The organism is Cystobacter fuscus DSM 2262 (genome assembly GCF_000335475.2).
In the GTDB taxonomy this organism is placed as follows: domain Bacteria; phylum Myxococcota; class Myxococcia; order Myxococcales; family Myxococcaceae; genus Cystobacter; species Cystobacter fuscus.
In genome coordinates, this window is record NZ_ANAH02000001.1 from 964111 (window position 1) to 989446 (window position 25336).

Annotated in this window: 15 protein-coding genes; 7 read left to right on the forward strand and 8 right to left on the reverse strand. The window is 67.9% G+C overall.

Features of this window, described 5'->3' with window-relative positions; all coding sequences use genetic code 11:
• Positions 1 to 87: 87 nt before the first annotated feature.
• Positions 88 to 759, forward strand: coding sequence for a sugar transferase (locus D187_RS03755; protein ID WP_051256182.1), 672 nt, complete (start codon positions 88 to 90; stop codon positions 757 to 759).
• Here D187_RS03755 and D187_RS03760 read toward each other — a convergent pair.
• Both D187_RS03760 and D187_RS03765 read right to left on the reverse strand, forming a co-directional pair.
• Positions 686 to 1831, reverse strand: a complete 1146-nt coding sequence (locus D187_RS03760; RefSeq protein ID WP_002629523.1) for a DegT/DnrJ/EryC1/StrS family aminotransferase — start codon at positions 1829 to 1831, stop codon at positions 686 to 688. The genes D187_RS03755 and D187_RS03760 overlap by 74 nt on opposite strands.
• Positions 1832 to 1945: 114 nt before the next feature.
• Positions 1946 to 3196: a hypothetical protein gene (locus D187_RS03765; RefSeq protein ID WP_002629524.1), complete on the reverse strand. Its 1251-nt coding sequence runs from the start codon at positions 3194 to 3196 to the stop codon at positions 1946 to 1948.
• A gap of 248 nt (positions 3197 to 3444) precedes the next feature.
• Between D187_RS03765 and D187_RS03770 the strand changes: the two genes are divergently transcribed.
• Positions 3445 to 4398: a GNAT family N-acetyltransferase gene (locus tag D187_RS03770; protein ID WP_155893133.1), complete on the forward strand. Its 954-nt coding sequence runs from the start codon at positions 3445 to 3447 to the stop codon at positions 4396 to 4398.
• A gap of 41 nt (positions 4399 to 4439) precedes the next feature.
• On the opposite strand, the gene D187_RS03775 is transcribed toward D187_RS03770, so the two are convergent.
• A complete protein-coding gene (locus D187_RS03775; protein WP_043428290.1) occupies positions 4440 to 6272 on the reverse strand; it encodes a polysaccharide biosynthesis protein in 1833 nt (610 codons plus the stop codon).
• 451 nt (positions 6273 to 6723) lie between these two features.
• Between D187_RS03775 and D187_RS03780 the strand changes: the two genes are divergently transcribed.
• Complete coding sequence (locus tag D187_RS03780; protein WP_043427912.1) at positions 6724 to 7380, forward strand: acetyltransferase; 657 nt, start codon at positions 6724 to 6726, stop codon at positions 7378 to 7380.
• Between the two features lie 25 nt (positions 7381 to 7405).
• Here the strand turns inward: D187_RS03780 and D187_RS03785 are convergent, their stop codons facing one another.
• The 3 genes from D187_RS03785 to D187_RS03795 form a co-directional block, all read right to left on the reverse strand.
• Positions 7406 to 8587: a lipid II:glycine glycyltransferase FemX gene (locus tag D187_RS03785; RefSeq protein WP_002629528.1), complete on the reverse strand. Its 1182-nt coding sequence runs from the start codon at positions 8585 to 8587 to the stop codon at positions 7406 to 7408.
• Positions 8588 to 8675: 88 nt separating this feature from the next.
• A complete protein-coding gene (locus tag D187_RS03790; RefSeq protein WP_002629529.1) occupies positions 8676 to 9836 on the reverse strand; it encodes a hypothetical protein in 1161 nt (386 codons plus the stop codon).
• A 236-nt stretch (positions 9837 to 10072) separates the two neighbouring features.
• A complete protein-coding gene (locus tag D187_RS03795) occupies positions 10073 to 11353 on the reverse strand; it encodes a serine hydrolase domain-containing protein (protein ID WP_002629530.1) in 1281 nt (426 codons plus the stop codon).
• A gap of 317 nt (positions 11354 to 11670) precedes the next feature.
• Here D187_RS03795 and D187_RS49365 point away from each other — a divergent pair, with 317 nt between their 5' ends.
• The 3 genes from D187_RS49365 (at position 11671) to D187_RS03810 (ending at position 18986) form a co-directional block, all read left to right on the forward strand.
• Positions 11671 to 16035 (forward strand): carboxypeptidase regulatory-like domain-containing protein, encoded by a 4365-nt coding sequence (locus D187_RS49365; RefSeq protein WP_002629531.1) that lies wholly within the window; start codon positions 11671 to 11673, stop codon positions 16033 to 16035.
• Between the two features lie 219 nt (positions 16036 to 16254).
• Positions 16255 to 18024 (forward strand): DUF885 domain-containing protein, encoded by a 1770-nt coding sequence (locus tag D187_RS03805; RefSeq protein WP_002629532.1) that lies wholly within the window; start codon positions 16255 to 16257, stop codon positions 18022 to 18024.
• A gap of 95 nt (positions 18025 to 18119) precedes the next feature.
• The gene (locus tag D187_RS03810; RefSeq protein ID WP_002629533.1) at positions 18120 to 18986 is read left to right on the forward strand and encodes a class I SAM-dependent methyltransferase; all 867 of its coding nucleotides are present in this window, start codon (positions 18120 to 18122) and stop codon (positions 18984 to 18986) included.
• A gap of 120 nt (positions 18987 to 19106) precedes the next feature.
• Here the strand turns inward: D187_RS03810 and D187_RS03815 are convergent, their stop codons facing one another.
• Positions 19107 to 23117, reverse strand: coding sequence for a serine/threonine-protein kinase (locus tag D187_RS03815; protein ID WP_155893134.1), 4011 nt, complete (start codon positions 23115 to 23117; stop codon positions 19107 to 19109).
• A 111-nt stretch (positions 23118 to 23228) separates the two neighbouring features.
• Positions 23229 to 23411, reverse strand: coding sequence for a hypothetical protein (locus D187_RS03820; RefSeq protein ID WP_002629535.1), 183 nt, complete (start codon positions 23409 to 23411; stop codon positions 23229 to 23231).
• 292 nt (positions 23412 to 23703) lie between these two features.
• Between D187_RS03820 and D187_RS03825 the strand changes: the two genes are divergently transcribed.
• A complete protein-coding gene (locus D187_RS03825) occupies positions 23704 to 25278 on the forward strand; it encodes a pectate lyase family protein (protein ID WP_155893135.1) in 1575 nt (524 codons plus the stop codon).
• The last annotated feature ends 58 nt before the right edge of the window (positions 25279 to 25336 follow it).

A 25336-nucleotide genomic window follows, 5' to 3' on the forward strand; every position in this document is an offset into this window, starting at 1 on the left:
AGCGGGTGCGTGCGCGCGGGTTCAACTCCCTCCACCCGGGAGAGAGTCGAGCACGGAGCCCCCCGCCGGAAACCGGAGCGAGAACACATGCGGCGACAGAATGGAGCGGGGCTGTTCCTCAAGCGGTGCATCGATCGGCTATTGGCGGCCGTGGGGCTGGTGTGCCTCGCCCCGGTGATGGCCATCACGGCGCTGGCCATCCGGGTCTCGATGGGCGGACCCGTCCTCTTCCGGCAGGTGCGCCCGGGCCGCGGAGGGAGGACGTTCCAGCTCGTGAAGTTCCGCACCATGCTCGATGCGTATGACGCGGACGGCGAGCCGCTCCCCGACGCGCAGCGCCTCACGCGTGTCGGCAAGTTCCTGCGCGCGACGAGCCTGGACGAGCTGCCGCAGTTGTGGAACGTGCTGCGCGGCGACATGAGCCTGGTGGGGCCCCGGCCGCTGCTGGTCGAGTACCTGCCCCGCTATTCCTCCGAGCAGGCGCGGCGCCACGACGTGCTCCCGGGCATCACGGGCTGGGCACAGGTGAACGGGCGCAACTCCCTGGAATGGGAGGAGCGCTTCCGGCTCGACGTCTGGTACGTGGACCACTGGAGCCTGGCGCTGGACACGCGGATTCTCGCGATGACCCTCCTGCGTGTCGTGCAGCGCCAGGGCATCTCCCACGCGGGAGACGCGACGATGTTCAAGTTCCTCGGCAACGAGACGCGTGCACGGCCCGCACCACCTCCACCACCCGCGCCAGGTCGTCTGGAGTGAGGTTGGAGCCGGACGGGAGGCAGAGCCCATTCTGGAACAGCTCCTCCGCCACCTCTCCTCCCCTCCGCTCGAAGGCGGCGAAGACCGGCTGCAGGTGCATGGGCTTCCACACGGGCCGGGCCTCGATGTCCTCCCGCTCGAGCGCGAGCCGCACCGCCTCCCGGTTCGCGCCGAAGCGCGCCGGGTCGATGGTGAGCGTCGTCAACCAGCGCGTGTGGCGTCCCCAGGGCGCCTCGGGCATGAAGGTGATTCCGGGCACCTCGGCGAGCGCCCGCACGTAGAAATCGTGGTTCCTGCGCCGCGCGGCGACCCGGTCCTCCAGCACCCGGAGCTGTCCGCGGCCAATCGCCGCCAACACGTTGCTCAGGCGGTAGTTGTAGCCAATCTCGGAGTGCTGGTAGTGCGCCGCGGGGTCGCGCGCCTGGGTGGCGAGCTTGAGCGCGTGGCGGACGAGCTCCTCGTCCGGCGACACCAGCATCCCTCCTCCCGAGGTGGTGATGATCTTGTTGCCATTGAAGGAGTAGATGCCGACGCGGCCCAGCGTGCCCGGAGTCCGCCCCTTGTACGTGCTGCCCAGGGCCTCGGCCGCGTCTTCCACCACGGGCACGCCATGGCGGTCGCACGCGGCCAGGATGGGCTCCAGATCGGCGCACTGCCCGTAGAGGTGGACCACGACGACCGCGCGGGGCAGCCGGCCGGAGCGGGCGCGCGCCTCGAGCTCCTCGCTCAGCAGGGTGGGATCCATGTTCCAGGAGGCGCGCTCACTGTCGATGAAGACGGGAGACGCGCCCAGGTAGCGAATGGGGTTCACCGAGGCGGAGAAGGTGAGCGTGCTGACCAGCACCTCGTCTCCGGCGGAGACACCGACGAGTTGCAGCGCCAGGTGGAGCGCGGCCGTGCCGGAGCTCAGCGCGAGCGCGTGCGGTGCGCCGACGCACCGGGCGAACTCCTCCTGGAATGCATCGACGTGCGGGCCCAGCGGAGCGATCCAATTGCTCGCGAACGCATCGTCGACGAAGCCGCGCTCCAGGGAGCCCAGGTGGGGGGATGACAGGTAGATGCGTGGGGGCATTCGAGGCTCCTGGGGAAAGAAAAGGGGCGTGCCGGACACTCGTCCGGCACGCCCAGGAGCCTGCCCACCCACTGCCTGTCGCGCACTCGGGCGACAGGGAGGGGTGACTGTTGCCTACCGCGCCGACAACCGCGCCGCCTCGGACAGCAACCGCACGTTGAGCGCGCCATTGCCGAAGAACTGGGTGTTGTTGCCGACCGAGTGCGTCTCGAGCCGCTTCTGGAGGTTGGTGTCATAACGGCCGAGCTTCATCAGACCGTCGTTGAACCAGCCCGTTCCGCTCCCCGAGCCGTCGACGTACTCGGCGTACTTGCCGGCCGAGGGCCAGATGACGGAGCCGAGCGTCGCGGTGAAGGCGCGGACGTCCTGATCCGTCCACTCCATCTTCGCATCGCGCGCCTCGACGATGAAGGCCATCACCCCGTTGCCGTGGGCCACGTCCTGACCGGGGCGGGCGCGGGAGGCCCACTGGTCGCTCCAGAAGTAGGCCGAGGCGTTGAGGGGGTTGGGCGCCAGCTGCTCGCGCAGGGACGACGCGGCGTTGGGCAGGTCCCGGTTGATGTTGTTGAAGACGGCCATGTAGTTGGTCTTGCGCGCCGAGTCCGTCGTCATGAGCGACAGATCCATGGCGATGTAGGCCCAGTGCGCGGCCATGTGCGTCCTGTTGCGGTAGATGTAGCTGTTCGCCCCGCGCTTGGACCACTTCTCGAAGATGTTCTTCTCGGAGAACGCCAGCAGCTTGTCGTACTGCGCGCGGTAGTTGGTGTTGCCGTAGACCTCGGGCGTCTCACGCATGGCGCGCAGCAGGCGCGTCACGTACCGCCAGCAGTAGCTCTCGAACAGCGGCACCTCCTGCCCCAGCGTGTCCGAGCGCGCCGAGGCCCAGCCCAGGTACACGTCCTTGAACTGGCTCTTCGGGAGGGACGCGGAGCTCTTGGCGTTGTTCACCATGTTGTTGACGTAGAGCAGGGCGCGGTCGAGGTACTCCGTCTTCCCCGTGGCCCGGAACATCGCGGTGTTCCCATCGATGCCGTAAGCCAGGTCATAGAACTGCCAGCTGTCGAGCGAGGTGCTCTTGGGCAGGAAGCTCGAGGTGTGCTCCGAGTTCCAGTTCTTCCGGAACAGCGTCTCCCAATCAGCCACGGAGCGCAGGCCAGCGGGCGTCGGGAGGGCGGCGAGCGCGTCCGAGCTCGAGGTCAGCTCCTGCGCGAACTCCTCACCGGAGGCAGGCAGCTCCTGCGCGAACTCCTCACCAGAGGCGTCCAACCCAGCGTTGGGATCACAGGCCGCTCCGAACAGCACGGAGAGCAACATCAGCGAGGACACAGCGAGGCCACGGGTGCTTCGATGACTAAAACCAGACATCAATGGCGTCCTTTGGGGGAGTAACCCGACGCTCGACCGGAGGGTTACCCTGTGATGGGAACGCTGAATTGCGTTCTGTTAACGGCAGGAAAGAACGTGCGTAAACGAATTGAATTCCGGCATGGGCCTTGGGTCGTGACAGACAGGTTGCTCGCTCCATGGTGCGAGCCGACATGGGCCTGGCTCTCAGGCGACCCTGGTAGGAGTTCGTGGGATGGGGGGAGGCGGCCATGACAACGGCGGAGCACATGACAACGACGACCCGGCTGAAGGCAGTCCTGGTTCCCGACGCGGGAAAGCTCGCCCTGTCGGAGGACTATTTCCGCTCGGAGCACCATCTGCGCGCGGAAGGTGTGACCCACACGCTCGTCATCGACGGAGCCGGAGCAGGCTCCCTGCGGATTCCGCTCATCGTGCGGCCCATCGAGCGGACGCCCTACCGGGATGCCGTCTCGCCGTATGGCTACCCGAGCGGGGTGATGGACGGGCTGAGCGAGGTGCCGAAGGAGGCGGTGGACTGGCATGGCACCGAGCTCGTCAGCATCTTCGTACGTGACCGACTGACGGGTCCCCAGTGCTTCGCGGGCGGAACGGGACGCAACCAGGTGTTCTTCATCGACCCCCGCCTGCCCGTCGAGTTCCGGGAGATGCACCGCCGGCACATCCAACGCAACCTCCGACAGGGCTTCGTGAGCACCTACGGCCCCGCGCGCGAGGCCTCGCTCGAGGACCGGGAGGGATTCAAGGCCGTCTACCGGCAGACCATGGTCCGGGATGAGGCGAGCGCCCGGTACTTCTTCCCGGACACCTACTTCGAGCAGTTGTTCTCCTCGCCCGCCGCCTGGCTCGCGACGACCCGCGCACCGAGCGGCGACATGGCGTCCGCGGCCATCGGCGTCTCGAGCGACGGCGTGCTGCATTACTACCTCGGTGGAACAGCCGACGCCTACCTGCCACGCTCGCCCGCGAAGAACATCTTCACGATGTTGCTCGAGCTCGGCAGGCAGCTGGGGATGCCACTCAACCTGGGGGGAGGAATGCAACCGGGTGACAGCCTGGAAGCGTTCAAGCGAGGCTTCGCGAACGCGAGCTTCCAGCTCTACACCCACGAACTCATCTGCGATCCCGCGGTGTATGCCCAACTGTGCGAGGGTGGCCTCGCCTCGGATTACTTCCCCGCCTACCGGGCATCCCGACGCTGAAACGGGAGCCGGGCCCCGAAACCGGGCCCGGCACCAAACACTCACCGCTGCTCGGACGGCTCACCCACCCCGAGCCTCGCCGGCTTGTACGTCGGGATGAGGTGGCGCAGGGCGAGCAGCACTCCGGTCGAGTCACCCGACTGCGCTACCCGCCGCAGCCGCTCGAGCTGGAGCTGGAAGTCCGCGGGGGGCAAGGGGCTCCGGGCCACCTTGATGCGGTTGCGGACCTGCTGGGTGAGTTCCTCCTCCTCGCTCAAGAGCGTCTCCTCGAGCTTCTCGCCCGGACGCAGTCCGGTGTAGACGATGGGGATGTCCTTGCCCGGCACCAGGCCCGACATGGTGATCATGTTCGCGGCGAGTTCGGCGATGCGCACGGGGGTCCCCATGTCGAGGATGCACAGCTCTCCATAGCCCGCCAGCCCCGCCTGCACCACGAGCCCGACGGCCTCGGGGATGACCATGAAGTAGCGGGTGCAGTCCGGGTGCGTCACCGTGACCGGCCCGCCCCGCTGGATCTGCTGCTTGAAGAGGGGCACCACGCTGCCCGCCGAGCCGAGCACATTGCCGAAGCGCACGGCGGTGAAGGAGGTATGTGAACGGGCCGCGACGTCCCGGATGACCATCTCGGCGAGCCGCTTGGAGGCCCCCATGACCGAGGTGGGATGGACCGCCTTGTCGGTGGAGATGAGCACGAAGCGCTCCACGCCACAGACATCGGCCATCCGCGCGACGTTCAGGGTGCCGAAGACGTTGTTCTTGATGGCTTCCTCGGGCGAGTCCTCCATCAAGGGCACGTGCTTGTGCGCGGCCGCGTGGAACACGTACTCCGGGGCGTGCTCCCTTCCAATACGCATCAGCCGTTCCTGGTCTCGGATGTCCGCCACGATGGCGCTCACCGACAGTAGCGGGTAGCGCTCCTGGAGCTGGCGCACGAGGAAGTAGAGCTCGTTCTCGTTGATGTCGAGCAACACGAGCGAAGCGGGCCCATGCGAGGCGATCTGACGGGCGATCTCGCTGCCAATGGAGCCCGCGCTCCCGGTGACGAGGATGCGGCGGCCCGCGACGCGCCTGCGCACCTCCTCCTGGTCGAAGGAGACCACGTCCCGGGGCAGCAGGTGCTCCGGGCTCAGCTCGTGCAACATCGCGGCGGTGATCTTCTGATCGAGATAGGCGAAGGAGGCGGGAATGATCTTGAAACCAACGCTCTGGTTCTTGCACAGGCCGAGGATGTGGCGGATGCGCTCGGGAGGCAGGCGGGGGATGGCGATGAGCACCTGGGTCACGCGGTGCCTGGCCACCAGCTCCGGCAGGGCGTCGATGGGGCCGAGCACCTGTTTGCCATTGAGGAAGGTGCCGTGCTTGGCCGGGTCGTCGTCCACGAGCCCGATGACATGCCAGGAGCTGTTCGGGGTGCGCAGCAGGTCATGCAGCAGCAGGTCCCCGGCGCTACCCGCCCCGACGACGATCGTCCGCTGCGTGCCCTGGGCCCGGGAGCGCTTCTGCTCGAGGTACCACAGCCGGGCCGTCCGCGGGACGAAGCGGTAGAACCCCAGCAGCGCCGTGGAGAGGATGAACTCGATGGCGACCACCGAACGCGGTGGGGCCTCGAAGAAGGAGAACAACCGGAGCGCCTCGAACACGAGGGTGGCGGACGCGATGGCCAGGACGAGCCGGACCGCCTCGTTGAGACCGGCGCTGCGAAACGACCAGCGCTGCAACCCGAACCGCGCCAGCATGACCAGACGCACCAGGAGCAGCAGCGGCAAACCCTGCTCGAACGCAGTACACCACTGCTTGGGCAACACCCCCTCGAAGCGCAACAGCATCGCGCACAAGAGCGCACTGCCCGTGAGGACCGCATCCGCCAGCAACATGAGCAACGAACGCAGGAGAGGGAAATACCGCTGGCCACCTTCCGCTTGCGCCATCGGGCGCCCGGCAAATAAAAGAACTCCCCCACTCATTCCACGAGCCATCAGCTCTCCTCACTCTGAACTCATGCGGGCAGCGCGCGCGGCGTCGTCGTCCCGCTTAGGTTGACAGTGGAAGATGAACAGAAATGAGATTGATTGATAGCTGCCCTCGAGCGCATGGCACTGTCACCAGAGACACATGAAAGGCAATGAGCCCGCGCCTCGTCCTGTCGGGCAAGTCGCGGGGCGCGCCGCGCCGCGCCACATCTGCATGGCCACGGGCGCGAGCCGCGCACGTGCAGCCCCCACGAAGACTGTTCACGCAGCATCCCGGGAGGTGTGAGGCATGCGTTTCAATGACGAGGTGGGTGGTGCCAATTGCCCATCCAAGCCATATCTTCCGCTCCGGTGAATGCCTGTGCCACAAACGAAAACAAAACCCAAGCTGGTTATCTATGGGTGTGGGGGCCACGGAAAGGTGGTCGCCGACATCGCGTTGGCCCGCGGCATGACCGTCGCGGGTTTCCTCGACGACAGAGCGCTCGAAGGGCAACGGGTCTTCGACCTTCCCATCCTCGGTGGGCCCGCCTGGCTCGAGGTGTGCCGGTCCGAAGTGAGTGTCGCGCTGGGGATTGGAGAGAACCGCGCGCGGTGCCGCATCTACAAGCTGTGCGAAAGGCTGGGAGTGACGCTGGTCACCTTGATCCACCCCACCGCCACCGTGGCGGCGTCCGCCCAGCTCGGAGCGGGCGTCGTGGTCATGGCCCAGGCGGTCATCAACCCGGACGCACGCGTCGCGAATGGGGCGATCATCAACAGCGGCGCCATCGTCGAGCACGACTGCGAGATCGGCGCGTTCGCCCACCTCTCCCCCAACGCGACACTGGGGGGAAACGTGAGGGTCGGCGCCCTCACGCACCTCGGCCTCGCGGCCTCGGTCCTGCCTGGCAAGGCCGTCGGAGAGGAAACGGTGGTCGGCGCCGGCGCGGTGGTCACGTCCGACGTCCCCTCCCGAGTGGTGGTGGCCGGCGTTCCCGCGCGCATTCAACGCCAGCGCGAGGAGCCCTGAGCCCCGCCGCCACCCCGTTCATTCGTCAGGGAGAAGAGAGTTCCGACGGATCCGCGCGGTAGAGCCCGTGCGAGCGCGGTGTATGCCCGGAGCAGGGCTCCTCCGCTGGAGCGGGAACCTCCGCGCGTACCGTGGGTGGGGTCCGGTAGGCCGGGAAATAGAGCTCGGCGAGTGGCTGGGCATGGTGATGCTTCCAGTTCTCGACCAACCGCTCGTACACCTCGTGATGGTGCACCTTCTTCCCATGGTTGAGCGGCAGCGTTCCCTCCGGGTTGAAGCGGTGCTTGAACTGGAAGAGGGAATCCCTCCCCCGGTGGCCCCCGCCGAGGTGGAAGACACACAGCCCGTTGCGCCGTGCCCACAGTGCGATGTGATGGAATTGGAAGGTATTCGTCCCGAGGTTCAACGACGCCGTCTCCGAGGCGCCCAGATGATAGGTGAGCACGTCCCCCTCGCGCAGGCACAGGGCGGCGGAGATCATCCGTCCGTCGAGGAAGACCGCTCCGAGCAGGGCGCTCCGGCCCAGGCTCGAGAAGAGCCGCTCCAGGTACTCCGTCGAGAAGTAGTAGTACGGAAGCGCTCCCACCTTGTCCATCGTGGCCCGGTAGAGGCGATAGAACACCTCCAACTGCTGGAGCGCCTCGTGCCCTTCGAGCACACGAAACTCCAGCCCGCTCTTCAGCGCCTTGCGGATGTTGCGCTGGTGGCTGGGATGATAGCGCTCGAAGAGCTCCTCCTCCGTCCGGATCAGGTCGATGAAAACGCTCTCCCGGTCGTAGACGATGTCCATCGTCCCCTCGAGCAACCGGTGGATGCCCGACAGGGGATGGAAGCGCACGAACTCGCTGACGATGTTCGCGCCGCGGCACCAGGCCTCGAACTCCGCCCGGAACTCCCAGAGGAGTTGCTCGTGGGGCTCCGCGCAGAGAGGGCTCCCATAACCGTAGGTGGGGCTGATGATGTCGTACCACTCCCCCTCGAGCCCCACGTCGCGGGCGAAGGGCAGTGCATGGAGCGGCCTGCGGATGAAGGCATAACACACCGTGCGGCCCTCCTCGTCCTCGTAGACGAAGAGGAGGGGTTCACCATCTCCCATGCAATGGCACAGCTCCGCATAGGCGTGGCGGTAGTAGATGTCCTTGCATGAAGCTCGCGCGTACGCGCGCTCCCACCGCTCCGGTTCGGAGAACGAGATGATCTGGTGCATGGTTCACTGGACTGTGCAGCGTGCATGGAAACGCGGCAAGCAGGCTGTCAGGCGGAGGGGATGAACCACCACTGAACAGCCGGACGCATCAGCGAGCGGAGCAGACGACCCCGACGCAGGCGCCCGCGCCATTGCCTCGCGCGACGTTGCCGCCGCCGTCGCTCACGCCCGGCACATGAAAACCCCAACCCGTGTTGTCGATCGCGACGTTGCGGGACACCGTGAGGGTGCTGGGAACCAACACCCGGAGACCATCCCCCTGGTTGCGCAGGAAGAGATTGCCACTCACCTCGCCGGTGAGCGCGGGTGGCACATACTCCGGCAGATCGGCCAGCGACAGGCCGCTCCCGTTTCCCCACCAGGTACTGCCCTGGACGTCGACCGTCCTGGCCCGGACCAGGAGCTCCCCTCCATTCTCGATGACCCATGAGTCACGCAGCACGAAGTTGAACGGCTCCCAGACCGGCGCGTCGGTGGCGGCGAGTGAGCCGTTGCGCGCGAGCACCGTCTGGACGAACGAAGCCTCCCGGCAGGCACCGTAACCAAACTGGCCGAGCCGCAGGTCGCCCACGACCGTGTTCTGTACGATCGAACTCGACGAGAAGGAGACATCGCCATCCGGGCACCAGATCACGGTCTCGTTCTGGAGGAAGGTCGAGCCCACCACGTCGACGGAATGGCTGTTCGCGGACAACGCGAGCCGGTTGCCGAGGAAGAACGAGGACCGCACCTCGAACACGCCCCTGCTCGCGTCCTGCTCACTGCCCAGTCCCGAGCCATTCCTGATCAGCCGGCAGTCCGTGACCGTCAACGTCGTGTCGCCTCCCCGGTTGTAGACGGCGACCGTGTTGTCGATGAACGTGAGCCCGGACAGCCCCACCCGCTCCGGGGAAGGCAGCGACTCGCCGCCGACGACATAGCCATGGTCGAACCCCCGGATCGTGCCGTTCCTCACCGTGCTGTTGGCCGAGACCCTGAGGCCCTCGGACACGCCCGTCTCCGGGCCCACGCGGCGCACGGTGTGGCCGCCGAGATCGAGGATGACGCCCGCCCCGGCGATTCGAAGCGCGGGGACCTCCGTGCCCGGGCACGAGAGATCGCGAGTGAGCCGGGTGCTCGCGGTGAGGGTGTCACCGCATTGGACACCGGCCTGCTTCGCCTCCGCTTCCCCGCTCCGCACGGTGGCTGCGCCCGAGAGAAGCATCATCAGACCCATCGCCACGGTGACAACACCTTGTGCCTGACCCATGATGCCCCCCGGTCCATGGACCCTTGCCCAGCCCATGGACGCTAAACACCCACCCGTCGGCGGACAAACCGTACCGGAAGGCGGACAGGAGTGACGTCCCGGACAAAGATGGGGCGGATGTCCATCACATCACGAGCACTGCGACTCCAGGGTGGATCCACCGCGAGCGCGCCGCTCCGTCGTGGGCGCATGCGGCTGCCCGTGTCCGTCGTTCCGGTCTGAGCGACAGGAGCGCCTCACTCCTCCACGGTGGAGAAGATCCGGGCGCGGATGTCGTTGGGCGTGTCGGAGGCCATGTCCCACAGGTTGATCATGATGATGCCCGCGAGCTTGTGTTCGGGATCGACCCAGGCGTGGCTCTTGAAGATGCCAGGCCAGAAGTAGTTGCCCACCGGGCCCTGCGCCTTCACCAGAGCGGGGTCCTCCTGCACCCCAAAGCCCAGACCGAAGCCGGTGCCGTAGAAATCCGCTCGCAGGGCGCCAATCTGGTTCCGGGTCATCTGCTCGACCGTCTCCCGCTTCAGCAGGCGCGCGCCCGCGAGTTCGCCACCGTTGGCCATCATCTGGAGGAAGCGCGCATAGTCTCTCGCCGTGGACACCAGCCCCGCGCCGCCCGAGCGGTAGGATTTGGCGCCGGTGGTCTGGAAGTCCGGCGCGTAGGAGAAGAAGCCCTCGACCACGTTGGTGCCCGTCTCGGGCACGCGCTCGAGCGCACCCGAGGAGGCGCGCCGGTACAGGGCGACCAGGCGGGAGGCCTTGTCCTCTGGAGGGAAGAAGGACGTGTCCTTCATCCCCAGGGGCGTGAAGATGCGCTCCTGGAAGAACCGGTCCAGCGGCACTCCGGAGACCTGCTCGACGAGGTAGCCGAGGAGATCCGTGTTGAGGCCGTAGGTGAAAGCCGCGCCCGGCTGATGCTCGAGCGGCAGCGAGGCCAGGGCGCGCGACTGGTCCGCGAGCGTCCATGAGGTGTGCTCGAAGCCGTCGACGATGCCAGTCTTCTGGTAGAGCGGACCGAGCGGCTCGCCCATGAAGCGATAGGAGATGCCGGAGGTGTGCGTCAGCAGGTGCCGCACGGTGATGGGCGTCTGGGCCGGCACGGTACTGGAGGCTCCGCCAGAAGCCGACGGAGGAGAGGCCAGCACCTGGACGCTCCCCCACTCGGGCAGATACTTCGAGATGGGCTCCTCCAGGCCGAGCTTGCCCTCCTCCACCAACATCATCACCGCGACGCTGGTGATGGGCTTCGTCATGGATGCGATGCGGAACAGGGCATCCTCCCGCAGCGCCTTGCCCTGCTCACGGTCCATCTGGCCGATGGCCGTCACATAGGAGTCCGAACCATCGGTGCGCTGGAGGAGCACGACCGCTCCCGGAATCTTCTGGGTGTCCACCTGCTCCCGAAGGAGCGCCTCCACCGGCCGCATCCGCCGCGCGAGCGGAGAGGCGCACGCGGACAACAGCAAGGCACTGCACACGAGGAGGAACTTCGACCACGACCTTCCTGACAACCGGACCATGACGGACGCTCCTGACGGGATGAAAGGCGAGGGCATTCCATTCGTCTTCGGTCGTCTCCGCCACCGGAAAGCCCCAAGTGTTGGCCGAGCGGCGCGCTCCGGCACCAGCGAGCAATGGCTGTCCGGTGCACGGTGGCGCATATCCTACGAGCCCCAGGGAATAGCTCCCGGCCTCGCCAGGCGACCGAGACCAGGCCCACCTTCGCACTCCATCCCGAGCAAGCACCACCTCTTGCGTCATCCCCTCTCTCCGGGCAGTCGCGACCCGTTGCAATGCCAGCCGCTTTCCGGGGAGCGGCGGGGGAGTCATGACGCCCATGCGATTCACGTTCCTTGAACCCTTCAGGAGGAATGCGTGGTCGTTCGCACTGCTCTTCCTGGTGGCCGTGGCCCTGCCAACCGACTGTCAAACAGACGCGCCGCCGGGCGAGCCACCCACACCGCAAGCGCGGCCCCTGCGCAACAGCACCGCCTGGGTCTTCCTGCGCCAGAAGGTGGACCTGAGCCCGGCCTTCGAGATGAAGGACTGGGGTGCGCGCGGACGCTTCGTCGTGGAGCAACTCCAGTCCGTGGCCCGCGCCAGCCAGGGCGATCTCCGCACCCAGCTGCGGAGCCAGGGCGTGGAGCACCAGCCCTACTGGCTCCTCAACGCCATCCGCGTGAAAGCGGACGACGAGACCCTCAAGGCCCTGGCCCGGCGGCCCGACGTCGAGCGCATCCTCCTGGAGGAGAAGTACCGCATCCCGACGCCACGCCCCGGGGTGAGGCTGCAACCCACGCCCGGAGCCCTCGAGTGGAACGTCGCCCGCGTCCGCGCCCCCGAGGTCTGGTCCACCTTCGGCATCCGCGGCGAGGGCATCGTCATCGGCAGCATCGACACCGGCGTCCAGTTCGACCACCCCGCGCTGGCCCGGCAGTACCGCGGGCGTCTCCCGGATGGGAGCCTGGCTCACGACTACAACTGGTTCGATCCCTCCCAGGTCTGCGGAAGCCCCTCGCTGGCGCCCTGCGACAACATCGGCCACGGCACGCACACCCTGGGCACCATCGCGGGGGATGATGACGGCGGCAACCAGATTGGCGTGGCGCCGGGCGTGCGGTGGGTGGCCGCCAAGGGCTGCGAGGAGCTGAGCTGCTCGACCGAGGCGCTGCTGGCCGCTGGCCAGTGGATGCTCGCCCCCACGGATCTGAGCGGCAACAACCCGCGGCCGGATCTGCGGCCGCACATCATCAACAACTCGTGGGCAGATGGGCCGACGGATCCCTTCTTCCGGCCCATCGTGCAGGCCTGGGTCGCCGCGGGCATCTTCCCCGTCTTCTCCGTCGGCAACCCCGAGCCGGCCACCTGCGGCAGCGTGGGCGTGCCGGCCGCGTACCCCGAGAGCTATGGGGTCGGCGCCTTCGACAGCAACGGGAACATCGCCTCCTTCTCCGCCCGGGGCCCCTCGGCTTTCGAGGGCCTCACCCGGCCCGACATCGCCGCGCCCGGCGTGGACATCCGCAGCAGCATGCCGGGCAACGGCTACAGCTCCTTCAGCGGCACCTCCATGGCGGCGCCTCACGTGGCGGCCACGGTGGCGCTGATGTGGTCCGCGGCTCCGTCGCTGATGGGCGACGTGGCGGCCACCCGCGCGCTGCTCGATGCGTCGGCGGTGGACCGGGAAGATCTGAGCTGCGGAGGCACGCCGGGAGACAACAACGTCTGGGGGGAGGGCCAGCTCGACGCCTTCGCCGCCGTGGAGCGCTCTCCCGTCGGGCCCACCGGCATCGTGAACGGCGTGGTGACCGATGCGTCCACCGGGGCCCCCCTGGCCGGCGCGCGGGTCGTGGCCGAGGGACCCATCTCACGGGAAACGCTCACGGATGCGGAGGGCCGGTACTCCCTGACGCTGCCGGTGGGGACGTATCGCGTCTCCGCCACCCTCTTCGGCTACGAGCGCCAGAGCGTGGAGGGCGTGGTGGTGACCGAGGGCGGCGTCGTCCGCCTGGACTTCGCGCTGCGCCCGGTGCCGGTGCACACCGTCTCGGGCCGGGTGCTCGACACCTCCGGGGCCCCCATCGCCTTCGCCCGCGTCACCCTCCTGAACACGCCCCTGCCCACCGCCCTCACCGACGCGGCCGGCACCTGGCGCATCGAAGACGTGCCGGAGGGCGAGTACGACGTGCGGGTGGAGGCGGACGGCTGCTTCCTGCCGCGCACCGAGCACCTGGTCGTCGACGGCGACGAGTCGCTGGACCTGGTGCTGGAGTCCCGGACGGACGCCCACGGTTACTCCTGCCGGTACGAGCCGCCCACCTATGTCGAGGCCACCACGCCCCTGCCGCTCAGTGGTGATGACAGCGGGGTCCAGGTGACCCTGCCCTTCGCCTTCACCCTCTACGGCCAGACGTACGGTGCCGCCTACGTCTCCACCAACGGCCACCTGAACTTCCTCGAACTCAACACGAGCTTCGTCAACGAGCCCCTCCCCAGCCCGCTCCCGCCCAACGCCGCCATCTATGCCCTCTGGGACGATCTCCTCGTCGACGGGGAATCCAGGGTGCTGACGCTGACGAGGGGCTCGGCCCCCGAGCGTGAGTTCGTCATCGAGTGGCGCAACGTGGCCTTCCTCAGCGACGTGTCCCAGCGCGTCGACTTCGAGATCATCCTCTCCGAGCGGGGAGACATCCTCCTGCAGTACCGCGGCATCTCCGACGCCGGGTTCGAAAGGGGAGAGTCGGCCACGGTGGGCATCGAGAACGAGACGGGAACCGTCGGGTTGCAGTACTCGTTCAACACGCCCACGCTGAGCGATGAGCGGGCGATCCGCTTCACCCTGCCCCCCAACGGCTTCATCGAGGGCGTGGTGACCGACGCCAATGACGGCCTGCCACTCTCCGGCGCCACCGTGCGCGCGCTCGAGGGGGACCAGGAGGTGCGCGCGGTCACCACCGGCGCGGACGGCCGCTACCGCATGCAGCTCTTCCTGGGCACGTACACGCTGGAGGCCTCCGCGCCGAACTACGTCACCGAGACGGACACGGTGACGCTCTCCACGGACGGCCAGGTGGTGGAACACAACTGGGTGCTGCGCACGGCGCGCGCCGTGCTCGAACCCACCGTGCTCGAGTTCATCGTGCCGCGAGGCGAGCGGCGGACCCAGGACCTGACCCTGCGCAACACGGGCTCCGCGCCCCTCGGGTGGACGTTGCAGGAGGCGGGCGGCGACCGGGTGGGCGTCGTCTCCCGGCGCGGGCTCACCCGCGGCCTGAAATATGACCCGAACAGCCACACCACGCGGGAGGTCTTCGGCGCCGGGGCACGGCCCGGCTGGGCACCGACGCTGGCGGGAGACGTCCTGAGGAGCTGGCCGGCCACGGGGCTCGGGCTGCCCTGGGGCGTGGGCTACACGGGCAACGTCTGGCTCTCGGATGCTCCCGGCAAGAGCAACCACGAGTTCACCGTGGACGGGATGACCACGGGACGCAGCTGGCTGGCACCGTGGGCGGGGGACTGGCTGGCGGACATGGCCCACGACGCGGGCCGCGGCCTGATGTGCCAGCTCAACGTCGGAGGTGACAACGGCATCTACTGCTGGGAGCCGGACACCGGCGACGTGGTGGACTCCATCACGGGCGAGTTCCCCTGGACCGCGATCTCGCAGCGAGGCCTGGCCTACCGGCCCGATGACGACACCTTCTACGTCGGTGGCTGGAACGAGGGCATCATCTACCACGTCAAGGGGCTGTCCCATCCGGACAGGGGCGCGGTGATTGGCCAGTGCGGCCCGCCGGATGGCAGCATCTCCGGCCTGGCCTGGAATCCGTCCTTCCAAGTGCTCTGGATGGCCACCAATGGCCCGAGCGACACCCTCTACGAACTCAACCCGGAGACCTGCACGGTGCTGGCGACCCTGGCGCACCCCACTCCCGGCTTCAGCGGTGGTGGCCTGGAGCTGGATGAGCGAGGCAACCTGTGGATGGTCAGTCAGAGCACCTCCCAGGTGTACCTCGTCGAGAGCGGCGTGCCGGTCTTCTCGGACGTGCCCTGGCTCTCGGAGAGCCCCGAGCGCGGAAGGCTGTCCGTTGGCCGCGAGCAGCGGATCGCCGTCACGGCCGATGCCTCGGGCCTGGAGCCGGGCGTCTACCACGCCACGCTGTACCTCCAGGGCAACAGCGGGCGCGAGCCCACGCTGCAGGTGCGCGTCGTCCTCATCGTGCCGGAGTACTACCAGGGCGTGAACGCGGGAGCTGGCTCCCATGTCGACCGCGCGGGCAACCTCTGGGCGCCCGACCGGCGGTACGACCGAGGGAGCTGGGGATACGTCGACTCGTCCCGGGAGGTCCGGACCGGCTCCTCCATCCGCGGCACGGACGAGGATCCGCTCTACCAGACGGGGCGGCGTGGCTTCTTCGAGTACCGCTTCGATGGCCTGCCGCCGGGCGTGTACCAGCTCGACCTGCGCTTCGCGGAGATCCAGGACAAGCGGCGCCGGGAGCGCCTCTTCGACGTGGTGGCGGAGCAGACCCTCCTGCTGCCGGCGCATGACATCGCGGGCGAGGTGGGCAGGTTGACGGCGGATGACCACGGATTCTTCCTCGAGGTCACCGACGGCCAGCTCAACCTCCGATTCATTCCGCGCGAGGGTTACGGGGAGCCGCTCGTCAACGCCCTGCGGATCATCCACCGGCCGGATCGATAGGACCCGGCAGGCTCCCCAGGCAAGGTGTCAGACGATTCGTAGGGGACCAGGCCCCAGGCAAGGTGTCAGACGATTCGTAGGGGACGAATCCTCGGAGACGAATCCTCTGACACCTTCCCGGACGAATCCTCTGACACCTTCCCGGGGGGGGACACCTTCCCGGGGCGCCTCGTGGGGGCGGGGGTATGCTGGCCCGCCACCCCACAGAGAGGACGGTTCATGCTGGAAGCAGTCCCCGCGGAGGAGAACGAGAAGAACGCCGCCACGGCCACGCTCCGCGCGCTGATCGCGAGCGAGTGGCAGTACCAGCTCGAGCACTGCCCCACCTATGCGTCGGTGCTGGGCGACCGCCGCTGGAACGACCGCTGGGACGACCGGAGCCTCACCGCCATCGAGGCGGACCATCAGCACAACCTCCAGATTCTCGCGCGGCTCCAGGAGTTGGATCGCCAGCGGCTCCCGGCCGAGGACCAGCTCACCTACGACCTGTTCCGCCGCGACTACGAGCTGTGGATCGAGGAGCACCGGCTCAAGTGGCACCTGCTGCCCACCAACCATATGGGAGGAATCCCCGAGGGCATCAAACAGCCTCCGGGCCTCCAGACGGCCTACCAGCTCGCCGACACGCTGCGCTTCTCGACGACGCAGGACTACGAGGAGTGGATTGCCCGCCTCGACGGCTTCGGCACCTACGTGGACCAGATCGTCGCGCTCATGCGCGAGGGCATGAGTGAGCGCCTCATGTATCCCCGGGTCGTCCTGCAGCGCATTCCGCCCCAGCTCGAGAAGCAGCTGGTGGACGACCCCACGAGGAGCGGGTTCTACGGTCCCTTCACGCGCTTTCCCGCCAGCATCCCCGCGTCCGAGCAACAGCGGCTGTCCGCCGCCGGCCATGCCGCCATCGCGCGCGGGGTGCTGCCCGCGCTCACGCGCTTCCACCAGTTCCTGACCTCCGAGTACCTCCCCGCCGCGCCCGAGCAGGTGGGCGCCTGGCAGTTGCCGGAGGGGCAGGCGCTGTATGGCTTCTTCGCTCGCAAGTACACGACGACGAACCTGCTGCCGGAGCAGATCCACGAGCTCGGGCTGGCCGAGGTCCAGCGCATCCACGCCGAGATGGAAGCGGTGAAGGAGAAGACGGGCTTCCGGGGCGCGCTCCACGAGTTCTTCCAGTTCCTGCGCACGGACCCCCGCTTCTATTGCAAGAGCGGCGAGGAGTTGCTGCTGCGCTATCGCGCCCTCGCCAAGCAGATCGACCCGCGCATGGTGAAGCTGTTCAAGACCCTGCCGCGGCAGCCTTATGGCGTCGAGCCGACCCCGGAAGCCATGGCCCCGGATGCCACCACGGGCTTCTACTACCCCGCCGCGTCCGACGGCTCGCGCCCTGGCACGTACCTGGTGAATCTCTATCGTCCCGAGACGCGGCCCACCTGGGAGATGGTGCCCCTCACGCTGCACGAGGCCATGCCCGGACACCACCTGCAGACGTCACTCGCCGCCGAGCAGGAGCAGCTCCCCGACTTCCGGCGCTACGGCTACCACGTGGCCTACGGCGAGGGCTGGGCGCTCTACTGCGAGACGCTGGGAGACGAGCTCGGTTTGTACGACGATCCGTACGACAAGTTCGGCCAGCTCTCCTACGACATGTGGCGCGCCGTGCGGCTGGTGGTGGACACCGGCATGCATGCCCGGGGCTGGAGCCGGCAGCAGGCCATCGACTACTTCCTGGAGAACGCACCGCGTCAGCCCCTGGACGTCATCAACGAGGTCGACCGCTACCTCGTCTGGCCGGGTCAGGCCCTGGCCTACAAGGTCGGACAGCTCAAGTTTCGCGAGCTGCGCGCGCGGGCCGAGCGCGAGCTGGGCGCGCGCTTCGACGTCCGCGAGTTCCATGACGTGGTGTTGCTCGGCGGCTCCCTCCCGCTGGACATCCTGGAGCAGCGCGTCGAGGCGTGGGTGGCCAGGACCCGCCTCGCCTTAAAGGGAGGATGAGCCCCGTTGCGCCCTGGCGGCGAGCGGCACGACGGGTCGCGTGGTCGTTCCCGCGACTCGGGTTAGGGTGGCGCCCCTTTCGTGGAGGATGTCACATGAGACGAGTACTGCTCACCGCCGTGATTCCCACCCTGCTGCTCTCCGGTTGCGCCAGCACCACCGCCGCGACGCCCACGGAGCGCCCCACGTCGGCGGCCACCCCCCCCACCGTTGCCGCGCTCGACGAAGCGCTCTCCGGCGCCTGGCGAGATCCGAAGAATGTCGCCCGTGACGTGCACCGCCATCCGAAGCAGACGCTGGGATTCTTCGGCGTCACGCCGGACCAGACGGTCATCGAGATCACCCCCGGCGGTGGCTGGTACAGCGAGATCCTCGCGCCCTACCTGCGCGACAAGGGCCACTACGTCGCCGCGGTGTGGGACGACGCGATCCCCGGTCAGCCCAAGTACCGCTACGAGTCCAACCAGAAGCTGCGCGAGAAGTTCGCCGGCAACGCCGCGGTCTACGGCACGCCCGACGTGCGCGTGTTCGATCCCGCGAAGCCGGACTTCGGCGCCGCCGGGTCGGCCGACACGGTGCTCACGTTCCGCAACGCGCACAACTGGGTCAGCGACGGCACCGCACCGGCGTACTTCAAGGCGTTCTACGACGTGTTGAAGCCAGGAGGCACCCTGGGCGTCGTCGATCACCGCGCCAAACCGGGGACCGACCTCGAGGAGATGAAGAAGTCCGGCTATCTGACCGAGGAGCTGGTCATCGAGCTGGCCCAGGGCGCTGGGTTCGTGCTCGCGGACAGGAGCGAAATCAACGCCAACCCGAAGGACACCACCGACCATCCCAAAGGCGTGTGGACCTTGCCGCCCAGCAACAGGCACGACGCGGCCGACGATGCGAAGTACCAGGCCATCGGAGAGAGCGACCGCATGACGCTGCGCTTCACCAAGCCCACCAGCGCCCGGTAATGAACGGGTGAAGGCGGGGGGGAAGGTGTCAGAGCATTCGAGCCTCCCCCTCCCACGAGGCACCTGACCTCCTGCCTGCTCGGCGGCGCGCGGTCACGACGCGCTCCTACGAGTCGTCTCCTACGAGTCGTCTGACACCTTGTCCTCGGTTTTGGAGTCCCCCCAACGCTGGCGGGCCAGCTCGAGGGTGCGGGCATTCTCGGGCACCTGGCGCAGGAAGCGCTCGCGCGCGGTGGTGTCGGGAATATCGGAGGCGCGCTCGTGCACATACCTCGAGGCCTGGCGCAAGGCGGACTCTCCCGCGCTGACCTCGCCCAGGGCAAGGCAGGCTTCCGCCAGCGCCAGGTACAAGGACACCGCATACACGCCCGTGGTGCCCATCCGCTCCATCTCCTGGACGCCGAGTTGCGCCACCTGTCGCGCCTCCTCGGCACGCTCCTGGGACAGCAGGATGGAACTGAGAACGCCGCGCGCGAAAAGCAGGCAGACCGCGAAGGGAGACAGCAGCTCACACGCCTTGCGTGCAAACGATTCCGCCTCGTGGAACTCGCCCTGAGCCCTCACCACCTGAGCCACGGTGGCGTACCCCATGCCTCGTCTGTAGACCGGGGCGTCCTCACTGTCCACCCACTCGTGCGCCAGCGAGTAGGCCTCCTGCTGGTGTATCGGCTCGGAGCTTTGGGAGAGCGCATGGAGCAGGAAGTAGCGGCCATGGGGTGCCATGAGGTGCTGCTCCGTCCGAAGCGTGGTGGCCAGGGCCTCCCGGAGAAATTTCACGGCGCGGGGCTGGTCGCCCAGAGCGGTCAGACAGTAGCCCGAGACGATTTGCATCATGCATGCATCGCGCTCCGTGCCCACCTCGAGGAAGTCGCGCATCGCCAACTCCGCGAGCGAGAAGGCCTGCCACGGCTTGTTCTCGAAGAAGTGGATGAGCTGGCTCTTCAACGACCTCACCCAGCCACGCGTCATGGCGTCATGCGCCATGACGTCGGCCCCCGCCTCCAGGATGCGCCCGAGCATGGCTTCCGCCCCCTGGTACCCGCCATTCCAGGACGACGTGGAGCCCAGTTCGGCGAGGGCCTCCGTGTAGACCGCCACCGCCTCGGGCTCCGGCCTGGTGAGCAGCAGCTGTCCACCCAGCCGAGCCGCCTCCTCCTGGTTCCCGGAGAAGCCGTTCGCGAGAATCAACCCCCCCGACAGCCAGCACCACAGGGTGCTGCCCGCCTTGAGCGCGGGAAGCACCGGAGTGCCGAGCTCCAAGGCCCTTGGCAACTGCTCCATCCAGAGGGCCACCAGGGCCTGGAGCGCACGCAGGCGGGTGAAGACCTCGCCGCTCACCCCGCAGGCCAACGCCGCGTCGGCGCACCGCATCGTCCCCTGCAAGTCATGGCGCTCGAAGAATTGCTCGGCGGCCTGGGTATGGAAATGGGCGGCGCGCTCCGGCCGTTGGCCGAGCTGGTAGTGGTGGGCGAGCACCATCGCATCGGACTCGCCCCCGCGCTCCAGCCAGGCGCCGGCCAGCCGGTGGCCCACGGGCCGATGGGCCTCGGGGACCAGGCCATGGGCCGCGTCCACCACCAGGGCGTGGCGAAAGCGGTACTCTGCCTCTGAGGAGAAACGGCTCTCCGGCTGTGGCTCGATGACCTCCTGATCCACGAACCGCCGCAGGTGCTCCTCCAGCTTGCCGTCCGGCATCTGCTCTCCCAACAACTCCCGCACGCCCCCTGACCAGAAGGTACGTCCGAAGAAGCTGGCGGCGAGCAGCACCTGTCTGGCTTCCGGCTCCATCCGCATCAGCCGGGCCTGGAGCATGGCGAGGACCGTCTCCGGTGGCGCCTCCCCGCGCCCCTCCACCTCCATGCGGATGAGCTCCTCCAGGAAGAGGGCATTGCCATCGGACTGCTCCACCACGCGCCGCACGACGGAGTCGGTCGCCCGCGGTCCCAGCACCTCGCGCACCAGTTGGGCACCGGCCTTGGGGCTGAGCCCGTTGAGCGGCATCTCCAGCACGCGCCGGGCCCAGAGGCCGGGGAAGAGCTCCTTCACCTCCGGCCGCGCCAACGCCAGCACCATGAAGGGGTGCTCGGCCAGCGCCCGCAGGGCCTCGTCCACCAGCTTCACGGTGAGCGCGTCACTCCAGTGCAGGTCCTCCAGCACCAGCAGCACCGGATCGTGGGCGCACTCGGCCCGGAGGAAGTTCACCAGCGCCTTGCCCACCAGGGCGCTCATCAGTCGTGGGTCCTGCCGGGCCGCGCGCAACCGGGGGCTCTCCTCCTCGGGGAAGGGGATGGCGCAGAGCTCACCCAGGAACTCGGCCGTCTCCCGCGCTTCGGGGAGCGGCAGGTGCCGGGCCACGCGCTCGTACAACCGCGTACGGCGCGCCTCCAGGTTGGCCACCTCCACGACGCCACACAGCCGCCGCAGCGCCTGACCCAGCAGATTGGAGGCGGCTCCGGTACTCATCGGATCGCCGCGCCCCAGCAGCACCAGGGCCTGGGGGGCCTTGCGCTCGATACGGCGGAGGAACTCGTGGCGCAGCCGGGACTTGCCCGTGCCCGGCGGAGCCATCACCAGCAGGGCACGGGCGGCGGGCTCCTCCATGCAGGAGGTGAAGGTGAACTCGAGCAGGGCCAGCTCCTGGGCGCGGCCCACGCAGGGGGTGGGCTTGCCCAGCAGGGGGCGGGACTCGTCGGTTCCGAGCCGCTCACCGTGCAGCAGGTAGGTGCCCGCGGCGGAGCGGGACAGCTGGAAGCCGGGACCGAGCAGCCCGGCCGTCACCTCGTCCAGCACGACGAGGGACGAGGAGGCGCCTGGCCCCTCCACCTCGCGCAGCAGTTGCCCCGCCCTGTCCATGGCGGAGCCCACCGGCAGGCGCTGGTTCAGGACCCCGAGCCCGGTCACCAGAACCACCTCGGCGTCCGGCCAGCGCTCCTTGAAGGTCAGGGCGCAACGGCCCGCCAGGGCCGCCTGGTCCGTGGCGGTGTCGCGCTCCAGCACCAGCGTGGCCGCCAGCGAGCCGTCCGCCAGCAGTTCCACCCGGCCTCCATAGGGCATCAGCATCGTGCGCAGCGCATCGCGCAGCGAGCGCCCGTGGGTCTCATCCTCCTCCAGCGTGCCCGTTGCCAGGGAGCGGAGCGACACCAGCAGGATGCTCACGAGCTGCTGTTCCACGCCGACGAGCTGTTGCTCGTCCGCGGCCTGGACGGGTGGTGGCTCCGAGGCGGGGGCAGGCGACGACAGCAGCGTGGGGGCGGAGTCCAGGGCCGCGAGCGACTCCAGAAGCGCGGCGGCATCCGGCGGCCGCCGCCGCGGGTCCTTGTCCAGCATGCGGTCCACGAGCACCTGCAGACCTGGAGGCAGGCCAGGGCGCAGCGTGTGAAGACGGGGCGGCTCGGCCATGAGGATCTTGGCCAGCACGGCGGCGAAGTGGGGCGCGGCGAAGGGGGGCTGGCCGGTGAGGCACTCGTAGAGCACGCACCCCAGCGAGAAGATGTCGGCGCTGGGGGTGATGTGAGGCTGGCTGGAGGCCTGCTCCGGGGCCATATAGCCCGGAGTTCCCAGCACCGCGTTGGTGCCCGTCAACGCCACCAGGGAGGGAATGGCATGGCGGGCCAGCCCGAAGTCCAGCAGCACCACGTCCTCGGGGCGCCGCCCTCGCAGGAAGAGGTTGGAGGGCTTGATGTCGCGGTGGACGATGCCCTGGCGGTGGGCGGTGGCGAGCGCCTCGGTGACACGGCGCAGCAGGGCCAGGCTCTCGGAGAGGCCGAGGTGCCGACGACTCAGACGACGGGCCAAGTCCTCCCCCTCGAGCCACTCCATGACGAGGAAGGGCTGACCCTCTTCGATGACGCCCTGGTCGATGTAGGAGACGATGGCGGGGTGACGCAGCTCGGAGAGCAGGAAGGCCTCACGCTTGAAGCGGTGGGCGGCCTCCGGAGAGGTGATGGCCTGCATCAGCTTGAGGGCGACATGCTGGCCGGTGCGCGAGTCGATGGCCCGGTAGACGAAGCCCATGCCGCCGCGGCCGGCCAGCTCTTCAATGGTGAAGCGGCCAGCGATGATGGCGCCCCGACGGAGCGTCATCTCCGGAATGTATTCCGAGGGAGACGTGTACGTGTCGCCATCTTCCATGTCGTCGCCGTGCCCCATGAAGTGCGTCGGAGCATAGCCCTGGGAACGAGTGCTCTCAAACCCGCCCTGGAAGGCTCTCACGCGCCCGGGTTCGTCTCAGCGAGGCCTGCTTCAGCGGCGCGCGATCACGACGGGCTGATAGAAACCCGACTCCTCGGGTAGGTGCCACCGGAGGTGCGTGAAGCCCGCCGCGCCGAGCGCCGCGTCCAGTTCGGCGCGCCGGAGCGCGCGGTACACCGTCCCGTGCTGGCTCGTCTCCCAATGCCCATAGAAGTCGAGAACGGAATCGGCCATGTGCGCTCTCCCTTGGGATTCCTACCGCCACCTCTGAATGGAAGCACCTCCAGCCTTAGGGGTGCCGCAAAGCCATAACACACTGCGTAAAAAACGTTTTCCAAGACATCCGTGCCAAAACGTGGTAGAATGCATTGAGGCGACAGCACCGCATACACCACTGCTGGGAGTGTTCTGGGACTGGAGTCCGAGGCGTTCCCACACGTCGCCGTCGGGCGCTGCTCGGTCCAAGCAGATGCACGCCCCTTTCTGCTCGAGAACAACCGCGGTTTCCTGACGGAGAAAGAAAGCCATGAGATTGAGAGCCCAGAAGCAGGGAGTGGTGTCTTCGGCTGTGTTTCTGGCGGTTGCCCTGGCATCGGCCTGTGGAGGGGCCGACAGTCCTGTCACGGCCTACGACACGGACAGTGAGCTGAGCGCCACCTCCGCGCCCCTGGCCGTGATTGACGCGAAGACCCTGACGGACACCACGGCGCCGCTGCTGCTGCCGCTGGCCGGGACCCGGACCTACAGCGCTCCGGTCGAGACGTCGAGCGGGCATGAGCCCTCCAATTACAAGGCGGCGCCCGTGGTGCCGAGCATCGTGCCGGCCAAGAGCGATCCGACAGGAGGCGTGCTGACCTTCGAGCGTGAAACGGCGCCCCTGGAAGGGTGGCATGCCTGGGCCCGTGACGGAGCGGCTGGCAAGCATCGCCAGGTGCTGGTCTCCGGCGGTTCCTCGGCGGCGGCCAACCGTATCTACACCGTGTACACCAAGGAGCAGCTGGTCAATGCCATCCGCGAGGCCAGGAACGAGCCCAAGATCATCCGGGTGGTCGGGCACATCGACTTCCGGGTGGATGGTGGCGTGTTCAAGGAATACACCAGCTATGACGACCTGAAGAGTGGCGGCTCCCTCTTCATTCCGTCCAACACCACGCTCGTGGGAATCAAGGACGCGAATGGCAAGCCCGCCAGGATTTCCGGTACGCAGCTGCTGATCGGCAACGAGAACGGCAACTTCGAGGTGGACTTCAAGGCCTGGGTGGCGGCGGGAAAGAACCCGGATGCCTTCCCGGGTTGGACCCGCAACGTCATCGTCCGCAACCTGGCCATCGACACCATGTGGGACGTGAACCCGGAGGATTCAGCCAACGCCTATGCCGACGGCATCTGCGTCGCCTGGGCCCAGAATGTCTGGATCGATCACATCACCCTGACGGATCTCCCGACGCCGTCGTCCCTGTCCTCGGATACCCGCCATGACGGAGGCCTGGACGTGGTGCGTGCCTCCGACTACGTCACCATCTCCAACAGCTACTTCACCGTGCACGGCAAGACGACCCTGGTGGGCAACAGCGACGCCGGGCGGCAGTGGAGCGATGAGGGCCGCCTCCATGTCACCTTCACCGGCAACCACTGGCAGGGCGTGAACAGCCGGACGCCGCGCGTGCGCTATGGTCAGGTGCACATCTACAACAACCTGGTGACGGGTGACACCAACCCGAGTGCCGCCAATGGCACCATTCCCGCCGGAGCGGCCGCGTCGGACGTCAAGTTCGAGAGCGCCATCGGCGTGGGCTACAAGGCCGACATCCTGGCGGAGAACAACTACTACAACATGAAGACCCTCAAGCCGAAGGAGGTCTGCGGCAAGCTCGTGACCGATCACGGCAAGGGGGTGAGCTTCCGCAGCAGCGGGGCCCGCTTCATCAGCAACAAGGACGACGCCGGCAAGCCCATGACGGCCACGATCGACGTGCAGTTGCAGGGCTGCGATGGCATTCCGGTGGCCACCCTCTGGACCCCACCCTACGGCTACACGCTGAAGACAGCGGACACCGCCAAGACCGCGGTCCTGGCGAACGTCGGCGCGGGCAAGCTGTAATCCACCCGCCGACGCCCCGGCCGTGAGGCGAGAACAGGGACTTCTCCCATGGGAGAAG

Coding starts and splice junctions, on each gene's coding strand:
- D187_RS03755 (WP_051256182.1), top strand. CDS start 88: ATGCGGCGACAGAATGGAGCGGGGCTGTTCCTCAAGCGGTGCATCGAT.
- D187_RS03760 (WP_002629523.1), bottom strand. CDS start 1,831: ATGCCCCCACGCATCTACCTGTCATCCCCCCACCTGGGCTCCCTGGAG.
- D187_RS03765 (WP_002629524.1), bottom strand. CDS start 3,196: ATGTCTGGTTTTAGTCATCGAAGCACCCGTGGCCTCGCTGTGTCCTCG.
- D187_RS03770 (WP_155893133.1), top strand. CDS start 3,445: ATGACAACGACGACCCGGCTGAAGGCAGTCCTGGTTCCCGACGCGGGA.
- D187_RS03775 (WP_043428290.1), bottom strand. CDS start 6,272: ATGTTGCTGGCGGATGCGGTCCTCACGGGCAGTGCGCTCTTGTGCGCG.
- D187_RS03780 (WP_043427912.1), top strand. CDS start 6,724: ATGCCTGTGCCACAAACGAAAACAAAACCCAAGCTGGTTATCTATGGG.
- D187_RS03785 (WP_002629528.1), bottom strand. CDS start 8,587: ATGCACCAGATCATCTCGTTCTCCGAACCGGAGCGGTGGGAGCGCGCG.
- D187_RS03790 (WP_002629529.1), bottom strand. CDS start 9,836: ATGGGTCAGGCACAAGGTGTTGTCACCGTGGCGATGGGTCTGATGATG.
- D187_RS03795 (WP_002629530.1), bottom strand. CDS start 11,353: ATGGTCCGGTTGTCAGGAAGGTCGTGGTCGAAGTTCCTCCTCGTGTGC.
- D187_RS49365 (WP_002629531.1), top strand. CDS start 11,671: ATGCGATTCACGTTCCTTGAACCCTTCAGGAGGAATGCGTGGTCGTTC.
- D187_RS03805 (WP_002629532.1), top strand. CDS start 16,255: ATGCTGGAAGCAGTCCCCGCGGAGGAGAACGAGAAGAACGCCGCCACG.
- D187_RS03810 (WP_002629533.1), top strand. CDS start 18,120: ATGAGACGAGTACTGCTCACCGCCGTGATTCCCACCCTGCTGCTCTCC.
- D187_RS03815 (WP_155893134.1), bottom strand. CDS start 23,117: ATGGAAGATGGCGACACGTACACGTCTCCCTCGGAATACATTCCGGAG.
- D187_RS03820 (WP_002629535.1), bottom strand. CDS start 23,411: ATGGCCGATTCCGTTCTCGACTTCTATGGGCATTGGGAGACGAGCCAG.
- D187_RS03825 (WP_155893135.1), top strand. CDS start 23,704: ATGAGATTGAGAGCCCAGAAGCAGGGAGTGGTGTCTTCGGCTGTGTTT.